Origin of the sequence: Lentilactobacillus kisonensis DSM 19906 = JCM 15041 (assembly GCF_001434135.1) — a bacterium.
Lineage (GTDB): Bacteria > Bacillota > Bacilli > Lactobacillales > Lactobacillaceae > Lentilactobacillus > Lentilactobacillus kisonensis.
In genome coordinates this window covers 1-19,966 of record NZ_AZEB01000007.1, presented here as the reverse complement: position 1 = coordinate 19,966, position 19,966 = coordinate 1, and the positions used below count along the sequence as shown (strand labels likewise).

The 19,966-nt window shown below is 41.8% G+C and carries 19 protein-coding genes; 15 read left to right on the top strand and 4 right to left on the bottom strand.

What is annotated here, in order from left to right; translation table 11 throughout:
- Positions 1–8: 8 nt before the first annotated feature.
- Genes ulaG through FC98_RS04870 form a run of 4 tightly spaced genes read right to left on the bottom strand, consistent with a single transcriptional unit; the run spans position 9 to position 3,210 of the window.
- Complete coding sequence (gene ulaG / locus FC98_RS04885) at positions 9–1,082, bottom strand: L-ascorbate 6-phosphate lactonase (protein ID WP_056949271.1); 1,074 nt, start codon at positions 1,080–1,082, stop codon at positions 9–11.
- Positions 1,083–1,104: 22 nt separating this feature from the next.
- Positions 1,105–1,389, bottom strand: a complete 285-nt coding sequence (locus FC98_RS04880) for a PTS sugar transporter subunit IIB (RefSeq protein WP_054654728.1) — start codon at positions 1,387–1,389, stop codon at positions 1,105–1,107.
- 37 nt (positions 1,390–1,426) lie between these two features.
- Positions 1,427–2,749, bottom strand: a complete 1,323-nt coding sequence (locus FC98_RS04875; protein WP_056949270.1) for a PTS transporter subunit IIC — start codon at positions 2,747–2,749, stop codon at positions 1,427–1,429.
- A 5-nt stretch (positions 2,750–2,754) separates the two neighbouring features.
- Entirely contained in the window at positions 2,755–3,210 is a 456-nt protein-coding gene (locus FC98_RS04870) for a PTS sugar transporter subunit IIA (RefSeq protein WP_008857728.1), read from the bottom strand.
- A gap of 173 nt (positions 3,211–3,383) precedes the next feature.
- On the opposite strand from FC98_RS04870, the gene FC98_RS04865 reads away from it, so the two are divergent.
- From FC98_RS04865 to aguA, 15 genes are all read left to right on the top strand, one after another.
- A complete protein-coding gene (locus tag FC98_RS04865) occupies positions 3,384–4,232 on the top strand; it encodes a MurR/RpiR family transcriptional regulator (RefSeq protein WP_008857727.1) in 849 nt (282 codons plus the stop codon).
- 347 nt (positions 4,233–4,579) lie between these two features.
- The gene (locus tag FC98_RS04860) at positions 4,580–6,055 is read left to right on the top strand and encodes a BglG family transcription antiterminator (RefSeq protein ID WP_054654726.1); all 1,476 of its coding nucleotides are present in this window, start codon (positions 4,580–4,582) and stop codon (positions 6,053–6,055) included.
- Positions 6,027–6,461 carry a PTS sugar transporter subunit IIA gene (locus FC98_RS04855; RefSeq protein WP_156637200.1) on the top strand — a complete coding sequence of 145 codons (435 nt, stop codon included), beginning with the start codon at positions 6,027–6,029 and terminating at the stop codon, positions 6,459–6,461. The genes FC98_RS04860 and FC98_RS04855 overlap by 29 nt, the downstream gene beginning before the upstream one ends.
- The gene (locus FC98_RS04850) at positions 6,461–6,916 is read left to right on the top strand and encodes a PTS sugar transporter subunit IIA (protein ID WP_008857724.1); all 456 of its coding nucleotides are present in this window, start codon (positions 6,461–6,463) and stop codon (positions 6,914–6,916) included. Before FC98_RS04855 ends, FC98_RS04850 begins: the two co-directional genes overlap by 1 nt.
- Before the next feature lie 139 nt (positions 6,917–7,055).
- Positions 7,056–8,429, top strand: a complete 1,374-nt coding sequence (locus tag FC98_RS04845) for a PTS galactitol transporter subunit IIC (protein WP_008857723.1) — start codon at positions 7,056–7,058, stop codon at positions 8,427–8,429.
- A gap of 29 nt (positions 8,430–8,458) precedes the next feature.
- The gene (locus FC98_RS04840; RefSeq protein ID WP_054654722.1) at positions 8,459–8,749 is read left to right on the top strand and encodes a PTS sugar transporter subunit IIB; all 291 of its coding nucleotides are present in this window, start codon (positions 8,459–8,461) and stop codon (positions 8,747–8,749) included.
- 67 nt (positions 8,750–8,816) lie between these two features.
- Positions 8,817–10,541: a phosphoenolpyruvate--protein phosphotransferase gene (gene ptsP / locus FC98_RS04835; protein WP_008857721.1), complete on the top strand. Its 1,725-nt coding sequence runs from the start codon at positions 8,817–8,819 to the stop codon at positions 10,539–10,541.
- A gap of 220 nt (positions 10,542–10,761) precedes the next feature.
- A complete protein-coding gene (locus FC98_RS04830) occupies positions 10,762–11,247 on the top strand; it encodes a glutathione peroxidase (RefSeq protein WP_056949269.1) in 486 nt (161 codons plus the stop codon).
- Positions 11,248–11,514: 267 nt separating this feature from the next.
- Positions 11,515–12,615: a hypothetical protein gene (locus FC98_RS04825; RefSeq protein WP_008857719.1), complete on the top strand. Its 1,101-nt coding sequence runs from the start codon at positions 11,515–11,517 to the stop codon at positions 12,613–12,615.
- Positions 12,616–13,037: 422 nt separating this feature from the next.
- Positions 13,038–14,093 carry a hypothetical protein gene (locus FC98_RS04820; protein ID WP_008857717.1) on the top strand — a complete coding sequence of 352 codons (1,056 nt, stop codon included), beginning with the start codon at positions 13,038–13,040 and terminating at the stop codon, positions 14,091–14,093.
- A gap of 210 nt (positions 14,094–14,303) precedes the next feature.
- Positions 14,304–14,834, top strand: a complete 531-nt coding sequence (locus FC98_RS04815) for a TetR/AcrR family transcriptional regulator (protein WP_008857716.1) — start codon at positions 14,304–14,306, stop codon at positions 14,832–14,834.
- Positions 14,835–15,899 (top strand): ABC transporter permease, encoded by a 1,065-nt coding sequence (locus tag FC98_RS04810; protein WP_008857715.1) that lies wholly within the window; start codon positions 14,835–14,837, stop codon positions 15,897–15,899. It begins immediately after the preceding gene.
- Positions 15,900–15,901: 2 nt separating this feature from the next.
- On the top strand, positions 15,902–16,594 hold the full coding sequence (locus tag FC98_RS04805; RefSeq protein ID WP_056949268.1) for an ABC transporter ATP-binding protein: 693 nt from the start codon (positions 15,902–15,904) through the stop codon (positions 16,592–16,594).
- A gap of 484 nt (positions 16,595–17,078) precedes the next feature.
- Positions 17,079–18,086: an aldo/keto reductase gene (locus FC98_RS04800; protein ID WP_056949267.1), complete on the top strand. Its 1,008-nt coding sequence runs from the start codon at positions 17,079–17,081 to the stop codon at positions 18,084–18,086.
- Between the two features lie 421 nt (positions 18,087–18,507).
- Positions 18,508–19,599, top strand: coding sequence for an agmatine deiminase (gene aguA / locus FC98_RS04795; protein WP_054654716.1), 1,092 nt, complete (start codon positions 18,508–18,510; stop codon positions 19,597–19,599).
- Positions 19,600–19,966: the final 367 nt, after the last annotated feature.

The window sequence follows — 19,966 nt, the reverse complement described above, 5'->3', positions numbered from 1 at the left end:
CTTAATAATTAAAGAAAAGATTTATAAGGAAGGTTAATCGGATGTGAATAACGATCCTCAAACCCTCTATCATGGTAGTATTGTAGCTTATCTTGATCATCAGGGTAAGTAAATCTACCACCAGGGAGCCATAAGAATGGGTGAAATTTATAATCAAAGCGTTCCTTGCGCATTTTCCAAAGAGTTTCAATTTCATTTGGATTTCCTAGCATGTTAGTCCAAACATCCCAATGAAGTGGAATAACAACACTTGTATTAAGGCTTTCTGCAGCCCTTAAGACATCTACTGACGTCATTTTGTCTTGGACGCCAACTGGGTTTTCGCCATAGGCAACTAACGCAACGTCAATGTTGAAATCCTGACCGTGTTTGGCAAAGTAGGCAGAATAGTGAGAATCAGCGGCATCATAAATAGTGCCAGCATCGGTTTTAATGACGTAATTAACAGCTCGATCATCCATTTCTGGGATGGTTGCATCATCTGGTAGATCGTCAGAATCTGGATCGGTAATTAAAACAGAACGATCAAAAGAGTCAGTAACGCTAATTTCAATGTCTGCTACGTTGATCGTATCTCCAGGTTTAACGACTTGACAGCGTTCTTTTGGGACGCCCCAATCAATCCACTGTTTGACAACATATTTTGGGCCAATAAATGGAACGGTATCAGGCGTATTTTGTAAAACAGCGGCAGCAACGTTCATATCAATATGATCATGATGGAAGTGAGTGACAAGCAGGGCATCCAAATTATGAATAGCAAAGGGATTGATAACCATTGGTTGGCTTCTAAGGTTGGGTTGGATCTTCCGCCCACCTGTAAGCCTCGACCATTGATGTCTTGGTGACATGTCTGGCTTATCGTGAGTGGTTTTGCCAGTTCCACACCACAAATCAATTGCAATGCTGGTTTGTTTGTCAGTCTTTATCCAAACGCCCATGTTAACAAGCCACCACATCATGAACTTATTATTTGGCACGGTTGTCCGTTCGATCTCTTCATTTAACCAAGTTCCCCATTCAGGAAACACTTCATCCTTCCACGTTTGTTCGGTTACTTCACTAACGTTTTTTACTCCCATTGTTAAAACCTTCCCAGATTTCTTATTTTTCTAATTCTTGTAATTTAGGATCCAAATGTGCCTTGATATCGTTTTTATCAACGAAGTTTGTTAGGACGATGGTTTTGTCACGATCTTCATCTGGAAATCCTTCAAACAATTCACGAGTAGTAACGTAAATATCAGCTGGAGCACTAGTAATACTACCTAAGTCAACAGTATCAACATCAATATCGTCGCGCTTTTCTTCTGATAAAATACTTTCAATGTTCATTTTGGCAATAACACTTGAACCAACACTTAATCCACATACAGCAACAATTTTCATAATAATTTCCTCCATTAATATTAGTGATTTAGTTTAATTAAATGAATGCAAGAATTAAGGTTCGCAGGAACTTTAATAGATACATTAGCGGCATCCAAACAATTGCGTAGTCAATGTTCGACCAGGTTAGGCCGCTTCCATAAACGGCGCCTGTTAATGGGTAGAACAAGATTACTGCAGCGGACGAAATAAGACCGGTAATTAAGCCGGCAGCAATGGCACCACGCCAACCACCTGCTTTGTTACCAAAGACGCCCATTACGTTACCATCAAAATACATAATAATTGGACTAGGGAAGACAATAACCGGAGAGTGGAAAATGATTGTCAAAAAAGTGACAATGATACATCCCACCGTTGATCCTAAGAAGCCAAACATTCCGCCCATGGGAGAATAAGGGAAGATTGTTGGGGCATCTAAAGCTGGAATTGCTCCTGGTAGAAATTTGTCTGAAATTCCTTTGAACGCAGGAACAATTGATCCAATGAACATTCGAACACCAGCAAGCAGGACAACAATTCCTGCGGTGAACGTAAATCCTTGAAGGATAAGCCAGAGAATCCAGTTAACAGCACCAGTGCCTGTTCCAGCAAGAGATTGAATACCGGCTTTTCCAACGGCAATCCCAATGCCAACGAATATTATAGGCATTAGGAAAAATAATACAATTGTATTGTCTCGGAACATCGATGCCCACTTTGGTAGCTTCATGTTATCTGCATCTTGATTTGGATCACTGCTACCAAACCATTTTCCGATAAAGTGGGCAAGAATGGAACCAACTTGATCCATGAAGCCAAGTGTTGAAACGTCGTGCATCCAAGGACGAGAAATAACTCGAGGGATTGCGGGAGAATAGGTATAATAAAGAGCATTTAGAATCGTTCCCACAGTCACCGTCCAAAAGGCACCAGTATGAAGAACAACCGGTAAAGTAACATTCATGAATGCGGCGTGGTAAAGCATTAAGTGAGCCGTTAAATAAGCATTTTTAAAATTTTTTCCAGGCGTGAGTCTAACTAGTAGTAGATGAAGAAAGAATGCCAATAAAAATGTAATAACCGTATCTTTTGCAATCGTATTAAATCTGAGAACAACGCCCAAAACCGCATCATTCGTTGGCAGTACGCCACGAACGTGAAGGGTTTGATTTAACTTAGTAACAACTGGAGACAAAGAATTGATTAAAATGCCAGCACCAGATGCTAAGATTGTGAGCCCAATGACGGTTTTTACTGTGCCATCAATCACTTTCGGAAAGGACTTTCTTTGGAGTAATAGGCCAAGGAGAGCAACCAATCCAAGAAAAATGGTTTCATTACTCAATATTTGAAAAACAAAGAAATTAAGGATCTTCATTTCGATTACCCTCCATTAATCTTGTTTGCAATTTGTGTTGCATCATCGTGAGTTTCTGCTTTGCGCAATTCCGTTAAATTGTTACTGTCATTTAAAAAAGTGACAATTTTTTGAAGTAACGATAAGTGAGCGGTGTCACTGGTTGATGCTAGAATGACGATGAGGTCAACTGGGTCGTTGTCTTTACTTCCGAATTTAACTGGTTGGCGAAGCGTTGCTATGGAAAATGAAGTTTCCTTCACGGCCGCTGATGGTCTTGCATGACCCAGTGCCAAGCCAGGAGCAATCACGATATAGGGGCCAAGTTTTTTTACTGAGTCAATCATACTTGTTACGTAATCTTCAGTTATTCGGTTACTGTTAACTAACGGGTTAGCAGCTACTTTAATTGCTTCTTCCCAATTGGTTGCAGTTGCTTTAAGCTGAATTTCCTGGGGCGTTATTTCTAAGGTATTAGCCATTTGTATCACCTCCTAATGTAAAATGATATCATAATATAAATAACATTGATGATTGATATTTACATGTATCATTATATCCGAAACCGTTTTCATTTCAAGCATAAATACTTTTTTAAACGTTTTTTTGTTATGATTCAATTATGGAAACTTAAGTATAAGGAGTAATTAAATCAATGGATCTAGATATCGAAAAGCGGATTAAGCATCTGTATCCGCAACTCGGAAAACAAAGTAAAAAGTTAGCTGATTACATTTTGAAAAATGGGGCTAAATTGTCCGCAATTACCGTGGCAGAATTGGCAAATAAATGTAATGTTTCAATTGCAACGGTATCACGCTTTCCACAGCAGCTTGGGTATTCAAGCTTTTCTCAATTTAAGTGGTCAATGGTCAATGATTTATCCTCAACGGCAAGTGTTCAAGAAGTTAAACAAGAGGATTCACCTAAAGTTGTTGCTAAAAAGACATTGGAATCAAACATCGAAACGCTAAACGGCACGTTTAATTTAATGCAGGAAAAAGATTTAAAAAAAGCCCTCGACCTTTTAGTTCATGCGAATCGGATTGAGTTCTTTGGATTGGGTGGGTCTAATATTGTTGCTCTAGATGCCTATCATAAATTTTTGCGGGTACCATTAAACGTCCTACATGACTCTGAATATCATATGGCATTGATGCAATCAACGAGATTGAATCATACTGATTGCGCAGTAGTCATCTCCCATACTGGGAATGATAGTGATACGCTACTTTTGGCGGATTCTTTAAAAAACAATCACGTTCCAATGATTGTGATTACCAGCTTCCCCGAATCGCCATTAGCCAGTTATGGTGATGTAAAATTTTTCTCCATTTCAGAAGATTCTAAGTACCGCTCGGAGGCTTTACTTTCCCTCACATCGCAGTTAGCGATTAATGATTGTCTATATACACTTACCGCTCAATACTTTGGTAAAAAGGCGGACCGAGTGTTATCCAACATGCGCAAAACTATCTTACAAAAGCATCCTGGAAGTAACTAAGAATGTTTTTAATTGATGGCGGAATAAGCTTTTGACAAATTGTTTAGTATAATTAATCCTCATGCCCTAAAAAGTGGTCCAAACTTAGTATTAGTTAAAAACTAACCATCGTCAGTTTCTAACCAGCACTAAGCTTAGGCCACTTTATTTTGCTCGAAGTGTTTTTTATTGACTGTTAATTAAAGTATGGCATAATGAACAGTTGAATTTTGGAGATAATCTCGTTCTTATTCTGAAATTACCTACATTAAAAGTTGTTTCAAAATGGTCATTGTCCGTTGCAACGGACAATGATTTACACGCAATCGAAAGAAAACGCTTTATTCTTTAATAAAAGGAGGCAGTTTATGGATGCCACTTGCGAAAAAATGATTATGACACTTTCCAAGACTGATGGTTACGTGACGGCAGTTGACATCGCGGCCAAGCTTGGTGTGTCAGAAAAGACGGTATATCGCAAAGTACGGTTGATTAACGACTCACTTGGAATTGATGTGATTCACTCCGAACGGGGAAGGGGGTATCGGATTAATTACGATCAATATTTAGCAGCGACTAATAAGAAAACGCATAATGATATTGTTGATTACTCACCGGTTGAACGACGGAATAAGGTTTTATTGAGCATTTTGTTTAGTGCCCCATTTTCAATTTCTGTTGATAAGCTTTATGGGCATTATTACGTCAGTAACGACTTAATCCAACAGGACCTATCAATACTAAGCAAACTTTTGAAGAAGTATGCGGTTCGGCTGGCTAGAAAGGGTAATAAGATTTCAGTTGTCGGTGATGAGGAGGCAATTCGCCGGTCAATTAACATGGCGTTAGTCCAAAGCAACTTAATGAGTGTTGACAGTCCCCAGGGATTTGCCAGCGAGGTTGCGGATATCAACGTTTACGACAACCAATTTTTAACTGCTCAAATTGAATGGATCCAACGCTCCCTTGGCCTAACCATTCCCTACCCCTATAACGTTAATATCTTTTCACATTTATATATTCTGATTAAACGATTTCGAACTGGTAAGGTAATTGAAGATGACAAGGCCAAAAAGGCGTTTGCTAATGAGGCAAAAACCATTGAAAATAATCCGGAATTCTTCGCGGTTGCCTCTGATGTCATCAAGAACACCTCTGATTATCTTCATACCAGTTTACCGGAGATTGAAAAAGGATACCTGCTCCAATATTTGATTTCAATGCGCTATGACCATGACGTTACCTTTAATGGAATGGTGTCTGATGAAGTGATGCGGTTGGTTAATCTATATATTCAAGGATTTAACTTAACAGAATCTGATCCACGAGTGCAATCGTTAAAGCAAGATTTAATTGGTCACGTCAAGCCGATGCTCAATCGACTTGAAAATCATATCATCGTTGCTAACCGGCTACTGAATGATATTAAGTTGGAATATGGTTCGCTATTTGAAACGGTGAAGGGGATTTCTGAACGGGCAAGTCAACTTATGACTAATAAAGCGGCCATTTCTGACGACGAGTCTGGGTTTATTACCCTTTATTTTGCGAAGTACTTTGAGGAGAGCCGACCAGTTAAAAAGGCTTTGATCATGTGTGCCAGCGGTGTGGGAACTTCTAAGCTATTACACGCCAAGGTCCATCAGGCATTCCCCAACCTTAGGATTGTTGGGACACTGTCGATCGAATCATATCAGAACAATGAAGAAGATTATCAAGATGTTGATTTAATTATTACTACGGTTAATATTCATCCAATTAATCAAACCCGGGTGGTATTATCTAGTGCGATGTTCACCCAAGCAGATAGAAAGAGTGTTGAAAGTGCATTATACGGGTCTTAATTATATGATTACCAGCTGCCGCCAAGAGGATGCCTTGACGGAATTAGAGAGGGCCGTAACGCAACAGCACGTTATTGATAAGCCAATTGACCAACTGGTTGATGATATTAAGAAACGAGAACAATTAGGAAGTACAGAAATTTATCCAGGAATCATGATGCCCCATATCAATGAGCCCTACGTTAATCAAACCACGGTCGTTGTGACTAGGTTTACGCAACAAGCTAAACTGTTAGGGCACTCGGGGATCCGAGCTGCAATTTTTGTGTTAACCAATGGCGCTACCGATGCGCTGGCTGAATTTATGCACTTATTGGTGGATCCTAGGCCGTTTGAGTACCTTTTAGACCGTCACCATACCAATGCGGATGTTAAAAACTATTTCATTAAAGGAGGTGAGAACTAATGTTATTTGATCAAAACGTTATTTTATTTGATAAGGAGGCTTCTGATAAGCAAGAAGCCCTCTCGATTTTAGCTGATAGCCTTTATAAAGCTGGTAGTGTTACTGAGGAATTTAAGCCAGCCATTCTGAAACGTGAATCGAATTTTCCAACGGCTTTAAATACTGAGACAATTGGGGTCGCAATCCCTCATACGGACGCTGACAAAGTAATTACGCCCCAAATTGGGTTCATGCGGTTAAAGACACCCGTTAAATTTTTACAAATGGGTGATAATTCTGAAGTCCAAGTGAAGTTGATTTTTATGTTGGCACTGAAGAAATCAGATGATCAATTGAAGATGCTGCAAACATTGATGGGCCTATTCCAAGATAAAGAAACTTTGGCTAAATTAGAAACCATTAATGATAAGGATGAATTTATTAAAATCATGGAAAATGTTGGCATTATTAAGTAGGACAGCTCCTCCAAGCAGAAGTCTGCCCATAAGCACCCCCACCAACAATCCCAAGACCGGGGATTCTTGGTGGCGGAGACTTATGGCCTGACTTCTAACCGCTTGGATCCGCTCACTAATCATAGGAGGTCGTCATTATATGGATGCAATATCTAGTGGATTGCAGTGGTTTGTTAATTTAGGCGCAAGTGTTATGTTGCCTATTCTACTGTTTTTCTTCGCATTAATTTTAAGAATCAAACCAAGTAAAGCGTTCAAAGCCGGCTTAACCATCGGGATTGGGTTTATCGGTTTGAACTTGGTAATTGGGGTTTTAACGAAGAACCTTGGTCCTGCCGCCCAATCGATGGTTAAGAACTTTGGCCTTCATCTAGGGACAATTGATATCGGTTGGCCCGCCGCTTCAGCAATTGCCTATGGGACCGTGCTTGGTAGTTTGGCAATTCCCGTTGGTGTTATCTCAAATGTCATTTTGCTATTATTAGGTTTAACCAAAACGCTGGATGTCGATGTTTGGAACTACTGGCACATTGCGTTTACGGGATCATTAGTTTACGTTGTTTCTCATAGTTTTGCTTTAGGATTGTTTACAATGGTTGTTCACGTCATGGTCATTTATCTGTTGGCCGACATGGCTGCTCCCCACATCCAAAAGCAATACGGTTTGGAAGGCATTTCATTTCCTCAGGGTGCTTCAGCCCCAGGTTACGTTTTAGCATTACCGCTTAACTGGATTATGGATCGAATCCCTGGAATCAATAAGATTAAGATGACGCCTGATACAATTCAGAAACGAATGGGAATCTTTGGGGATTCATCAGTAATGGGCTTGTTCATCGGGATTGTGATTGGAATTCTTGCCAAATACTCCGTTACTAAGACCCTTCAACTTGGTGTTAGCACCGCTGCGGTCTTGGTCCTAATGCCCCGGATGGTTTCCCTACTAATGGAAGGATTAGCACCAATCTCTGAGGGTGCCAATAACTTTGTTAAGTCACGGTTCCCTGGTCGAGATCTTTACATTGGGATGGATAGTGCCTTAGCTGCTGGTAATTCAACTGTGCTTTCATCAGCTTTGATTCTGGTACCATTAACGTTGTTCATTGCCGTTATCGTTCCCGGTAACCACGTTCTGCCATTTGGTGACTTAGCAACTTTGCCATACATGATTGCCGTAATGGCTGCCGTTTTCCGTGGTGATATTTTCCGGACGATCGTTGGTGGAATTGTTGATGTCATCATCAGCCTCTATATTGCTTCTTGGGTAGCCCCATTAGTAACGGCCGCTGCTCAAGGCGCCAAATTCAATCTGCAAGGGAACTCATCAATCTCAGTTTTGAGTGATGGTGGTGTTTGGACGACTTGGATGATTGTTGGCCTTGGCAAAGTGATGACCTGGGGTGGTATTGGTCTAATCGGCTTAGTAACCCTTGCACTAATGGTATGGTATAATAAATTCCGTGGTAAAAAAGGTAAAAACCGCGAAAATGATGCTGTAGAAACTAATAATTAATTGCGTTTATATACGCAGAGGTGAAAAATATGAAGACGATTATGGTTGTTTGTGGAAGTGGAATTGCAACATCGACTGTTGCTGAAGGCAAGATTAGAGATTACTTGCAATCAAAGGGTGACTTGGACAAGGTTAAGATTTACAAAGGTAACATTGCACAATACGTTAACAATGTTGACGATTATGATGTTTTCGTCAGTACCGTTGTGGTTCCTGACAATATTAAGGACAAGGTTATCAACGCTGTTCCGTTGTTGACTGGCATTAACACTGACAAGGTTTACGAACAAATTATGGATAAATTAGGCTTTGAAAAATAATCTTTAAATTAATGAATAATTATTAATTTAAAACCATTAGATTTCAAGTGAATAAGGAGGGATGGTTTTGTCGAAGGAAATCAAAGGGATCGCTGCGAGTGATGGAATTGGTATAGCTAAGGCTTACCTGTTAGTCGATCCTGATTTAAGCTTCGAAAAACATACCATTTCAGATACCGATGCGGAAATAAAACGAATCCATGATTCATTTGACGCATCAATTGATGAATTAAAGCAAATTCAAGCGAACGCCAAGGCAACGCTTGGGGATGACGAGGCTGCTGTTTTTGATGCTCATATTGCAATGTTGTCCGATCCTGATATGATCAAGCAAATTGAAGATGAAATCAAGAACGACAAGGTTAACGCTGAACAAGCGCTGGTTGATGTCACAACCAATTTTGCAGAAACCTTGGCGGCGATGACTGATAACAAGTATATGCAAGAGCGGGCAGCTGATGTTAAGGATGTTGCTAAGCGTGCTTTGAGCCACTTGTTGGGCAAGCAATTGCCAAGCCTTGCATCAATCAATAGTCCAGTGATTATTGTTGCTCATGAAATTACGCCTTCTGATACTTCTCAAATGAATAAGAAGTATATCAAAGGGATGATTACTGATATGGGTGGCCGAACAAGTCATTCGGCAATCATGTCCCGGACACTTGAAATTCCGGCGGTGGTCGGATCTGAAAAGGCCACCACTGAGATTGCCAATGGTGACCAACTGATTCTTGACGGCTTGAATGGGGTTGCAATTGTCGATCCCGATCAAGCTGAAGTGCGTGATTATCAGCAAAAGGCGACCCAGTTTGCGGCTGAGCAGGCTGAGTGGGCTAAGCTGGTTGACGAGCCTTCAGTTTCAAAAGATGGCAAACAGTTTGAAATTGCCGCCAACATTGGGACCCCGGCCGATATGGACGATGTGTTAAAAGCTGGTGCGGAAGCGGTCGGTTTGTTCCGAACGGAATTTCTGTATATGGATAGTGATGCGCTGCCAACCGAGGATCAGCAATTTAGTGCTTATAAAAAAGTTGTTGAGACGATGGCCGGCAAGCCAGTCGTTATTCGAACGATGGATATTGGTGGTGACAAACCATTACCATATCTGCCATTGCCTGAAGAAATGAATCCGTTCTTAGGCTATCGGGCAATTCGGATTTCGCTGGATCGTCAAAACATCTTCAGAACCCAGTTGCGGGCGTTAATTCGGGCTTCCCAATTTGGCCAGTTACGAATTATGTTCCCAATGATTGCGACGCTTGATGAATTCCGTGAAGCCAAGAAGGTCTTTATGGAAGAAAAGCAAAACCTGCAAAAGGAAACACCGGGCATCGGTGATGATATTAAGCTTGGGATTATGATTGAAATCCCGGCTGCTGCAATTTTCGCTGATCAATTTGCCAAGGAAGTTGATTTCTTCAGTATTGGCACAAACGATTTGATTCAGTATTCGTTTGCGGCTGACCGGGGTAACGATGCCGTCTCATATCTATATCAACCATTGAATCCGGCGTTGTTGCGATTAATCAAGCACGTGATTGATTCTGCCCACGCTGAAGGTAAGATTGCAGCGATGTGTGGTGAGATGGCTGGTGACCAACGTGCTTTGCCACTATTGCTGGGAATGGGTCTCGATGAATATTCCATGAGTGCTAGTTCTATTTTGCGGTCACGAAGCCAAATGAGAAGTTTGACGACGACTGAATGTGCCGCAATTGTCGATGAAGTGCTGGCTAAGTGTCAGACAGCTTCTGAGGTTGAAAAGCTTGTTAATGAGCGGTTAGCAAAATAATAGATTAGGACAATCGTTTAGATCTTAAAATTTAAAAAAATACAAGCATTCTCTCGATTGGGAATGCTTGTATTTTTTTGTTAAATAGCCAGGATCTGCCGTTTGCTTTCTAAATTCAACTGTTACATTGCAGAAACCGCTTTATTTCCCACTCTTTTGTTTTGCCCTCAATTGGGATACACTCTGTATGTAATCTAGAAAATAAGACAGGTGATTCCTAATGAAGACAATTTACGATTTTTCTGAACAAGAAATGAATGGGGCCCCGGTTGATCTTAAACAGTTTAAAAATAAGGTTGTATTGATCGTTAATACAGCCAGCAAATGCGGGCTGGCTCCACAACTCGAAGGGCTAGAAGCTTTATATAAAAAATACAAAGATGAAGGCTTTGTCATTCTTGGCCTTCCCTCTAATCAGTTTCATCAGGAGTTAGCAACTGACGAGGAAGCTGATGACTATTGCCGGCTACATTACGGTGTGACCTTTCCGATGACCAAGCGGGTAGTTGTCAACGGCAAGGGAGAAGACCCGTTGTTTACCTACCTTAAAGATCAGTCAGGCCATGGCCGGATCAAATGGAACTACACGAAATTCTTGGTCGGTAAAGACGGGCAATTAATTCGCCGGTTTGCGCCAATCACGAAACCTGAGGCAATAGAAGAGGAGATCTATTCTGCTCTGAATAAGAAAGAAATCTTGAAGTAGCCTGCTGAGAAGTTAGCGAGTGGGTATTTAGTGCTGGTTTAATGACATTCCAAGTTGATAGATATGAAAAGCTGACGCCAGGAATCTTGATGACGTCAGCTTTTATGGTCGGTAGGTATCCTAAATGGTGAATTTGATTTTAACTACCCGATTTGTCTGTCATCCTGCGTTAAATAGCTGTTTACAATGTTTTACTAAACAACTACTATATAACTATTGAGTCTTTTGAAAAACTTAATAATTTCATACCTGAGGGGGTATTGAAGCATGAAGTTCCTTAAAGCATTTTTGTGCTTTGTATTGGCGATAGCGCTGGGGGCGCCGATCGTTGCTCACGCCAAATACAAAGTGTACCATCAACGCTCTTCTGGACTCTATCGTGGTAGTCTGCGCAATCTGAACAATAAGAAAGTGCACTATGTGAGGGTTCCTAGAGAGTATTTCCATGTTTCCCACACGTCTAAAGTTCACACGATTAAGTCGGAGCGGGGCAAGCGGGTGACTTTTACGACCCGATATATTTTGCCGTTACCTGGTAAGAATGGCCAACACTGGGGTAATCCTCAGTCAATTGCCATGACGGGCCGTAAATATATGTACATTGTTTATTGTCCAACTAACCTTCGAAATAAGGGACGAATCGTTAGGTTTAACACCCAAATGTTAGATTCGCTTGGGGTTCGTCTTCATCCAAAGGAATTGCGGGATGCTTACGTTAAGCACCACCATAAGTATTCGGTTATTCAACGACAAATCCATGACGCAATTAAGGTTGGCCCACTCTTCACAACTGGTCATGGTCAGTCGCTGGCCTATAATTGGAAAAATAAGGGCTTATACATGTGGCGAGATAAGGAGCGGGCACCTAGGGTTCCGGTCAGCAATTTTGGCTATATCCAACACATCAAGACCAAGACGTTGCGGCCAGATCACGCTATTCGCTTTTCACTCCACAGTCGTGGGACCCGGGTTCCAGGCGGCCATGATTTGACGTTTGATAAATCAGGGAACGCTTACTTTTGGTCATTCCCCGGCTGGGGCGCTTACATCTTCAAAGGTAAAATTCATACTCATTCTGTAAAGTTTCGCTTGACCCACCAGGTATTAAAGCACCTGCCGGGAACCCGAATTCAGAGTATGGGTTACAACCCAGTTCGCAAGCGTCTGTTAATGATGTCGGATGCATCGATCGCCAGCTTCCCAGCGAAGGGGTTACGCGGCCACGGTCATTTAACCAATCGAAGTTTCGAATGGACTCAGTTTGGCCCAAAACGAGAATTTGAGGGAATCGCCTATGATGGCAGTTCAAAGGGCAATCTGTTAGTTAACCACTGTCCGGAAGTTCTGCAGGCGGATAGGGGATATTAAAAGCCTGTGACGAGCAACGGTTGACGCGGTTGCCTAAGGGGTTTCTAATTGAAATCCCGGTCTTGGATTTTAATTAGAAACCCCTTAGGCAGTTAGCGTCAGTTGCATCGGAGCACGTTTTCGCTATGTTGCCAAGACTTAGCAAAACTACCAGAGGGAAATGCCCTGGCTTGGAATTTTTCTCTGAGGTGCTTGGCTTCGCACGATTCAACTATGAAGTCAAGCACGCCAAAACCTAGCCATATCTTCAAAAATAAACGTCTCAGAATTCAATTTGAACTTCGCTGCAGTGTGGCGATTGTTGCTCGCTTTCCCGCACCGCTGCCAAGACTGCCAAGCTACCAATTGAGGATATTTGGCAGCCAAATGGTCAATAGTTTATGTAATGTCATCAAGTAAAAAAATATATCTGGAGGGGTATTATGAAATTTAGAAATGTCTTATTAGGGATAGCTGTCGGCTTATCTATGGCTGCGGTTACTGGCACCACAGCTAATGCTGCTACATATGTTCAACGAAGGAATGCGCTTAGCCGTTATTCAGGCTTGCGGGTTGTTAATAATCGGCAGACGAAGTTCGTTAAAGCAAATCCGAACTATGGCTGGACAAATAAGCCTGGTGGTGTGGGAACAATCAAAAGTGTCAGCGGGACTAAGTGGATTTTGAAGACGAAGTACCTGCTGCCAAATACTCACGCGGCCCTTAACAAGTCGAGCCGTGATTTGACCAATCCGCAGGCAGCCGCATTTGCTGGCAAATACTTGTTTGTTTTGTACGCCCCGCACCAATTTCACGGGAAGGGATTTGTTGTTCGTTATAATAGAAGCACGCTGAACAACTTGAGCCTGGCAAAAGCTCAGAATTCGTTACTTAAACCAACCGCTGGCATGAAAGTTGGCCCAATGTTTAACGTGGGCCATGGCCAATCGTTAGCCTATAATAAGAAACAGCACGCAATTTGGATGTGGCGTGATCGACCAGATATGAAGCCAACAACCTGGTCAACGATTCAACGGATTAGCATGTCATCGTTGAAACCAAACCGGGCCATCAAATTTCATATGGACAACGGTGGTGCCAACGTTCCGGCGGGTCATGATTTAACCTTTGATAACGCGGGTCATGCATACTGGTGGGGAATCTCAAATGGCATGGTTAAGATTTATAAGGCCAAATTAGGTGCCAAGTCAATTCACGTGACGTTGGCAAAACAAATGCTGAGATATCGAACGGGAACCCACGAACAGTCAATGGGATATAACTCGCACAACGGCCGCCTATATCTGGTGTCTGATGATTCAGTCCAAACGTTACCTGCCAGAAAGTTAAATGGTCACGGTAGTTTGAAACCAAGTGACATTAAATATACTAAGTTTCGTTCTCACCGAGAATTTGAAAGTATGATTTTTGATGGTGGGCATGCGTTCTTATTGAGTAATCGTGATCCGGAGTTGCTCCGGTCAACGACAGCATATTAGAGAGTGGCAACAAGCAGTTAATAATGGTTCGTAACTAAATGTGACGAATAATAATTGTGTGGATGTTTTTCCATAACATAACTTTTAAGATTAAAGAAAAGGGATGAGAGATTTCAATCTCATTCTTTTTTTTGCAAAATTATTGACACGATGTCACTAACTATGTATACTTTATAAAAGTGACAAGGTGTCACTTGAAAGGAGAATAACATGGTATCAACAACATTTTTACATTTAAACCCAGAAAAGCAACTTAAAATCCAAGAAGCATTGCTAGGCGAATTTAGCACTCACCCCTTAGCTCAATCGCAGGTTGCGCCAATCGTGAAGACTGCTGGAATTGCCCGCGGCGCGTTTTATAAGTATTTTGATGATCTAACGGATGCTTATCTCTACATCTATGGTGTGGCGATGAGGGATATTCATACTTCGATTGATCGGGAAGTAGACGATGGGGTCTTTGATCCTGATTTTTATTTAGGACAGGTTACTGCATTTGTCGACGGGGTCGCAAATAGCCACTACCGCAAACTAATTGAAATGCATCTCAGCAAAAATGAATCTTTGGTTGGCTCAGACAATGAATCACAGACCCAAAGTTTGAATAGTCAACAGTGGGCTGCGATGATTTTAAGCCATGAAGCAATTAAGCAAATTCTGCTGCATCCTAGCAGTCGTGAGGCAATCAGTAGCCGTCTCAAAGCGGCCTTGGATCTATTGTCAGGAAAGGGGACTAACTAAATGTATTTAGCATTAAAAGAAATTCGTCATGAAAAACTCCGGTACGGATTAATCATCTCAATGATTGTTTTGATTGCTTACTTGATCTTTATCTTAACCGGATTGTCTTTTGGCTTAGCAGGTGAGAATACGCAGGCCATTGAATCTTGGAACGTGAAAAGCATTGTCTTGAACAAAGATTCTAACGTTTCGTTGAGCCAGTCACTGATTACTGACGATCAAGCTAAAAAAGCTAGTTTGTCGGCTAAGCAGGCGGTAATTGGATCCACACCAGTTGTGGCTAAAGATAAAGGGCAAAAAAAGATTTCGTCAACCTTTATTGGTGCAAAGAAAGATCAATTTATCCTAAAAAATCTAAAGATCTCATCAGGTCGTCGTGCTCGTGATAGCCAAGAAGTTGTTGCTGACGAGAAGTTTAAGGATGAGGGATATCGCCTTGGAGATAAAATCAGGCTGAATTCATCTGATCAGCAGTATCAGATTGTTGGGTTCACTAAAAATGCGAAACTTAATATTTCACCGATTATCTATGGAAGCACGGGGACGTGGAAATCGTTGCGAGGAATGACTAATGCTAAGGTGACTGGCAGTGCAATCGTTTCTAAGACTGCAAAATATGATGCAAAGGATACGCATCTTAAAACGTATGCCATTTCATATTTCATTTCTAAGTTACCAGGTTACTCAGCCCAAAATACGACCTTTGGCTTCATGATTGGCTTCCTGATGATTATTTCTCTAATTATCATTGCGGTTTTCCTCTATATTTTAACGATGCAGGCGTTACCAATATACGCGGTATTGCGGGCACAGGGGATCCCAGCTAGAACGTTGGCAGCAACCATTACGAGCCAATCGTTGATTTTGATGGTCTCAGGACTTGTGATCGGAGCTGCGCTGACTGCTGCCACTGCTAGCATTATTCCGATCGGCGTGCCGATGTCGTTTGATATTCCGGTCTTAACCTGGATTTCAATCGGCCTGCTTATTATGGGATTCATCGGGTCGGCAATTCCTGCCCAGAAGATTGCAACCGTTGACCCCGTTAAAGTAATAGGAGGATAATCATGTCAGTTATTGAACTCAAAAAAATTAATAAGTATTTTGGTAAAGGCGTTAGTAAGGTTCATGTTTTACATGACATTGATTTTTCAGCCGACCGGGGCGAATTGATTCTGGTCGTTGGCCCATCAGGCTCTGGCAAAAGCACTTTTCTGACGATTGCTGGTGGTCTACAAACACCAACATCTGGTGAGGTTTCAGTGGAAGGCAAGCAAATAGCGCAATTGTCAACATCGCAACGGGATAAGTTGCGGTTAAATCAGATCGGTTTTGTCTTACAATCTTATAGTCTGGTGCCATATTTGAAAGTTAAGGAACAGTTTGATTTTGTGAACAAGGTTAAACGGCAAGGGAACCTCAATAAGGCCGAATTGGCTGACTTATTAAAGCAATTAGGAATTGAGAACTTAACGAACCAATATCCCGGCGAGCTTTCAGGCGGCCAAACCCAGCGAGTCGCAATTGCGCGGGCATTGTTTGCCAACCCAGACATTGTGTTAGCGGATGAGCCAACGGCAGCTTTGGATAGCGAACGGGTTGCTGAAGTTGGTAAATTATTTAAGGAGTTGGCAGAGACTCGGAATAAAGCGGTTGTGGTGGTAACCCACGATGTGCGGTTGATGGACTTTGCGGATAAGACGTATCGGATTATGGATGGCAAGATGACCGAAACGAATACTGAAAAAATGGCTAAATAAGTCATATTGATTAATTAAATAAAACTGAGCAAGTTGAAATCAGGAAACAAATTTAGATTACGATAACCAACAGATTCTATCCAAATAAAGTCCATTGCATAATTGTTCTCAATTTTGGAATAATTGCGCAATGGGTATTTATTAGGACAGCTCCGCAAAGCAGAACTCTGCACATAAGCACCACCAGCAAAAATTCCAGAACCAGGAATTCCTGCTGGTGGAGACTTATGCCCCGAGTTCTAAGTGCTTTGCTCCGCTCACTTTTACATTTTTTGAGTTGTTTTTGTCGAATTGATTGTCTTGAGAAGCGTGTTGGACATTTTGACCGTTTGAACTGGATGAAATAGCTGTCACTTGACTTAAAGTATACTTTAAGGAGTAACATTTACACTGAATCAGTAATGGTTGATTCAGTCAGAAAAGTAATGATGACAGTAGGATCGTTCTGCAAATCAGCACGATGATGAGAAGGGAAGCAAAACCAATGAAATATGCTAAGTTAGGTCAAACGGATATTAACGTTTCGAAAATTTGCATTGGCGCGATGAGTTTTGGGCAAGTAGGTACAATGCATGATTGGACATTAGACTATGCTGATAGTAAAAAAGTGATTAATCATGCGCTCGATCAGGGAGTTAACTTTTTTGATACTGCGAACGTTTATTCTAAGGGAACAAGCGAAGAATATTTGGGTAAAGCGTTAAAGGATAGCCAGGTTCCTCGTGATCAAGTTGTATTGGCTTCAGAGGTTTATTTCAATCCTGGTCGTTTATCGAGCAAGGCCATTCATCGAGAAGTTGAGGGATCATTAAAACGACTACAAACCGACTACTTAGATGTGTACATCATCCACAGGTTTGATTACGAGACGCCAATTGAAGAAACAATGTCAGCATTGGATGATCTCGTAAAGTCCGGTAAGGTCCGAACTATTGGCGCTTCAGCAATGTATGGATATCAGTTCTACAACATGCAACAGGTTGCTAAAGATAATGGCTGGGCTCGATTTCAAACGATGGAAAATCATTATAACTTGCTTTATCGAGAAGATGAACGGGAATTAATCCCAATTTGTAAGCAGATGAATGTGTCACTGATGCCCTATAGTCCGCTTGCTGCGGGTCATCTAAGCCATCGATCATGGAAAGTAAATACCCTTCGTAGTCGGACTGACAGAGTGTCTATGGGTAAATACGATCGAGCAGAAAGTCAAGACTTACAGATCGTTGATTGGGTCAGCGAACTGGCTAATAAGTACGGCGTTTCAATGAGCCAAATTGCACTAGCTTGGCAGTGGGCTAAAGGGGTCACTGCACCAATCGTGGGGTCAACTAAAATAAGTCACCTTGACGATGCGATAGCGGCACTTTCGGTTAAACTTTCCCCTGAAGACATCCATTACTTAGAAGAACTGTATACACCTCATGAGATTGTTGGCGCCATTGATCATAACCCGGCAGAAGGAACGGTGTTGATTGATGAGAAAAAGTAACTGCCAATAATATTGATTATTAATCACAAAAGAAGTGCTCAAGGTAGTTTATCCTGAGAGCTTCTTTTGTGATTAACCGAGTAAGTAATTATCAGAAATGATTGATGCTTATTCGTGATTAATTATTGATTACTAAGGTTGTTTGTTGTTGTGTAAAAAATACTTATCCGATGATTCGAAGCGTGCTTAAAACCCCAATTTACTCACGTACAAACAAATGATCAAGTAACTGAGGGGGGTAATTAACACTTGCAGTAAGAATGATTTTGATTAAAGAAACGTGAGATCTAATTGGTGAGATATCTTGCTAACAAGGGAAAATTTGATATACTACACTATCATAGCGAGACTTGAATCAGCTTTTTATGTTTGTATGTTCGTAGCTTTGTGAACTTCAGGTTAATTTGGGAGGATGATATCATTGCAAACTCTACAGTCAAACCCAAAGCAAGATGGCTTTCGAATGCCCGCTGAATTTGAACCACATCAAGGTGTTTACATGCTTTGGCCGACAAGACCAGATAATTGGCGAAACGGGGCCAAGCCGGCACAGCGGACGTTCGCTAATGTTGCGAAGGCAATTGCCCAGTTTGAACACGTTACGGTGGGCGTTGCCGATGATCAGTATGTTAATGCCCGTCATTTGTTGCCAGCAGAGGTTGAAGTGGTTGAACTCTCAAGCAATGATGCCTGGGTTCGAGATTGCGGGCCAACGATTGTGACTAATCAGGCAGGTGAGCGCCGCGGGATCGACTGGCACTTTAATGCTTGGGGTGGCTTGGTGGATGGCCTGTACTTTCCTTGGGACAAGGATGATCGGGTGGCTCAAAAAATCACGGAGTTAGAGCACCTGGATCGTTATCGACTAGATGATTTTGTCTTAGAAGGTGGCGCCATTCACGTTGATGGTGAAGGAACGCTGATTACGACTGAGGAGTGTTTGCTTTCAAAGGGGCGCAATCCGGAGTTATCTAAAAGCCAAATTGAAAATCTCTTAAAAGAATATTTAAATGTTTCGAAGGTAATCTGGCTTAAGCACGGAATTTATCTGGATGAGACAAATGGCCATGTTGACAATATTGCCAACTTTGTTCGACCAGGAGTTGTGGCATTGGCTTGGACTGATGATCAATCTGATCCGCAATATCAAATTTCAAAAGAAAATGAGGCGATTTTGCGGCAGGCAACGGATGCCAAGGGCCGTCCAATTCGAATAGAGAGGCTAACGGTTCCGCAACCAATCACGATTACAAAAGCCGAAAGTGAAGGTGTTGATGCCGTGGCGGGGACGCTGCCAAGAAGAGCGGGCGACCGGCTTGCTGCTAGCTACGTTAATTATTACACGGCAAATGGTGGCATTGTCTTTCCAATGTTTGGGGATCTAAATGATCAAAAAGCGCAAGCAACCTTGCAACGATTATATCCAGATAGAAAGATTGTTGGTGTCTATGCCCGAGAAATTATCCTTGGTGGGGGAAATATTCATTGTGTTACGCAACAAATACCAGAGTGAGCGGAGCAAAGCGGTTAGAGACTGGAGCCTAAGTTTTCTCCGCCAGAAATCCTGGGCTTGGATTTTTGGCGGAGAAGGCTTAGGTGCAAGTCTCTGCTTTGCGGAGCGGTCCTAATCAATGTCACCTAGGACAATCACTAAACAGTCTTTGGAGTTTTTGTTAAAGTTCCTTAGATGCAAGCTGCTGCCTGGTGTAGCAGGCTTCTACCATGTTACGATGGGCTTGGATTTTTCTCGAAGGTGTTTATACGCAGATCCTTGCTTTATGGAGCGACCCTACCGTGTAATTGAAAAACCAAAGCAATAGTAACTTAGATTAAATAGACCTTAAAAGGCATGAGGCTGGGACAAAAGTCCTAGTTAACGC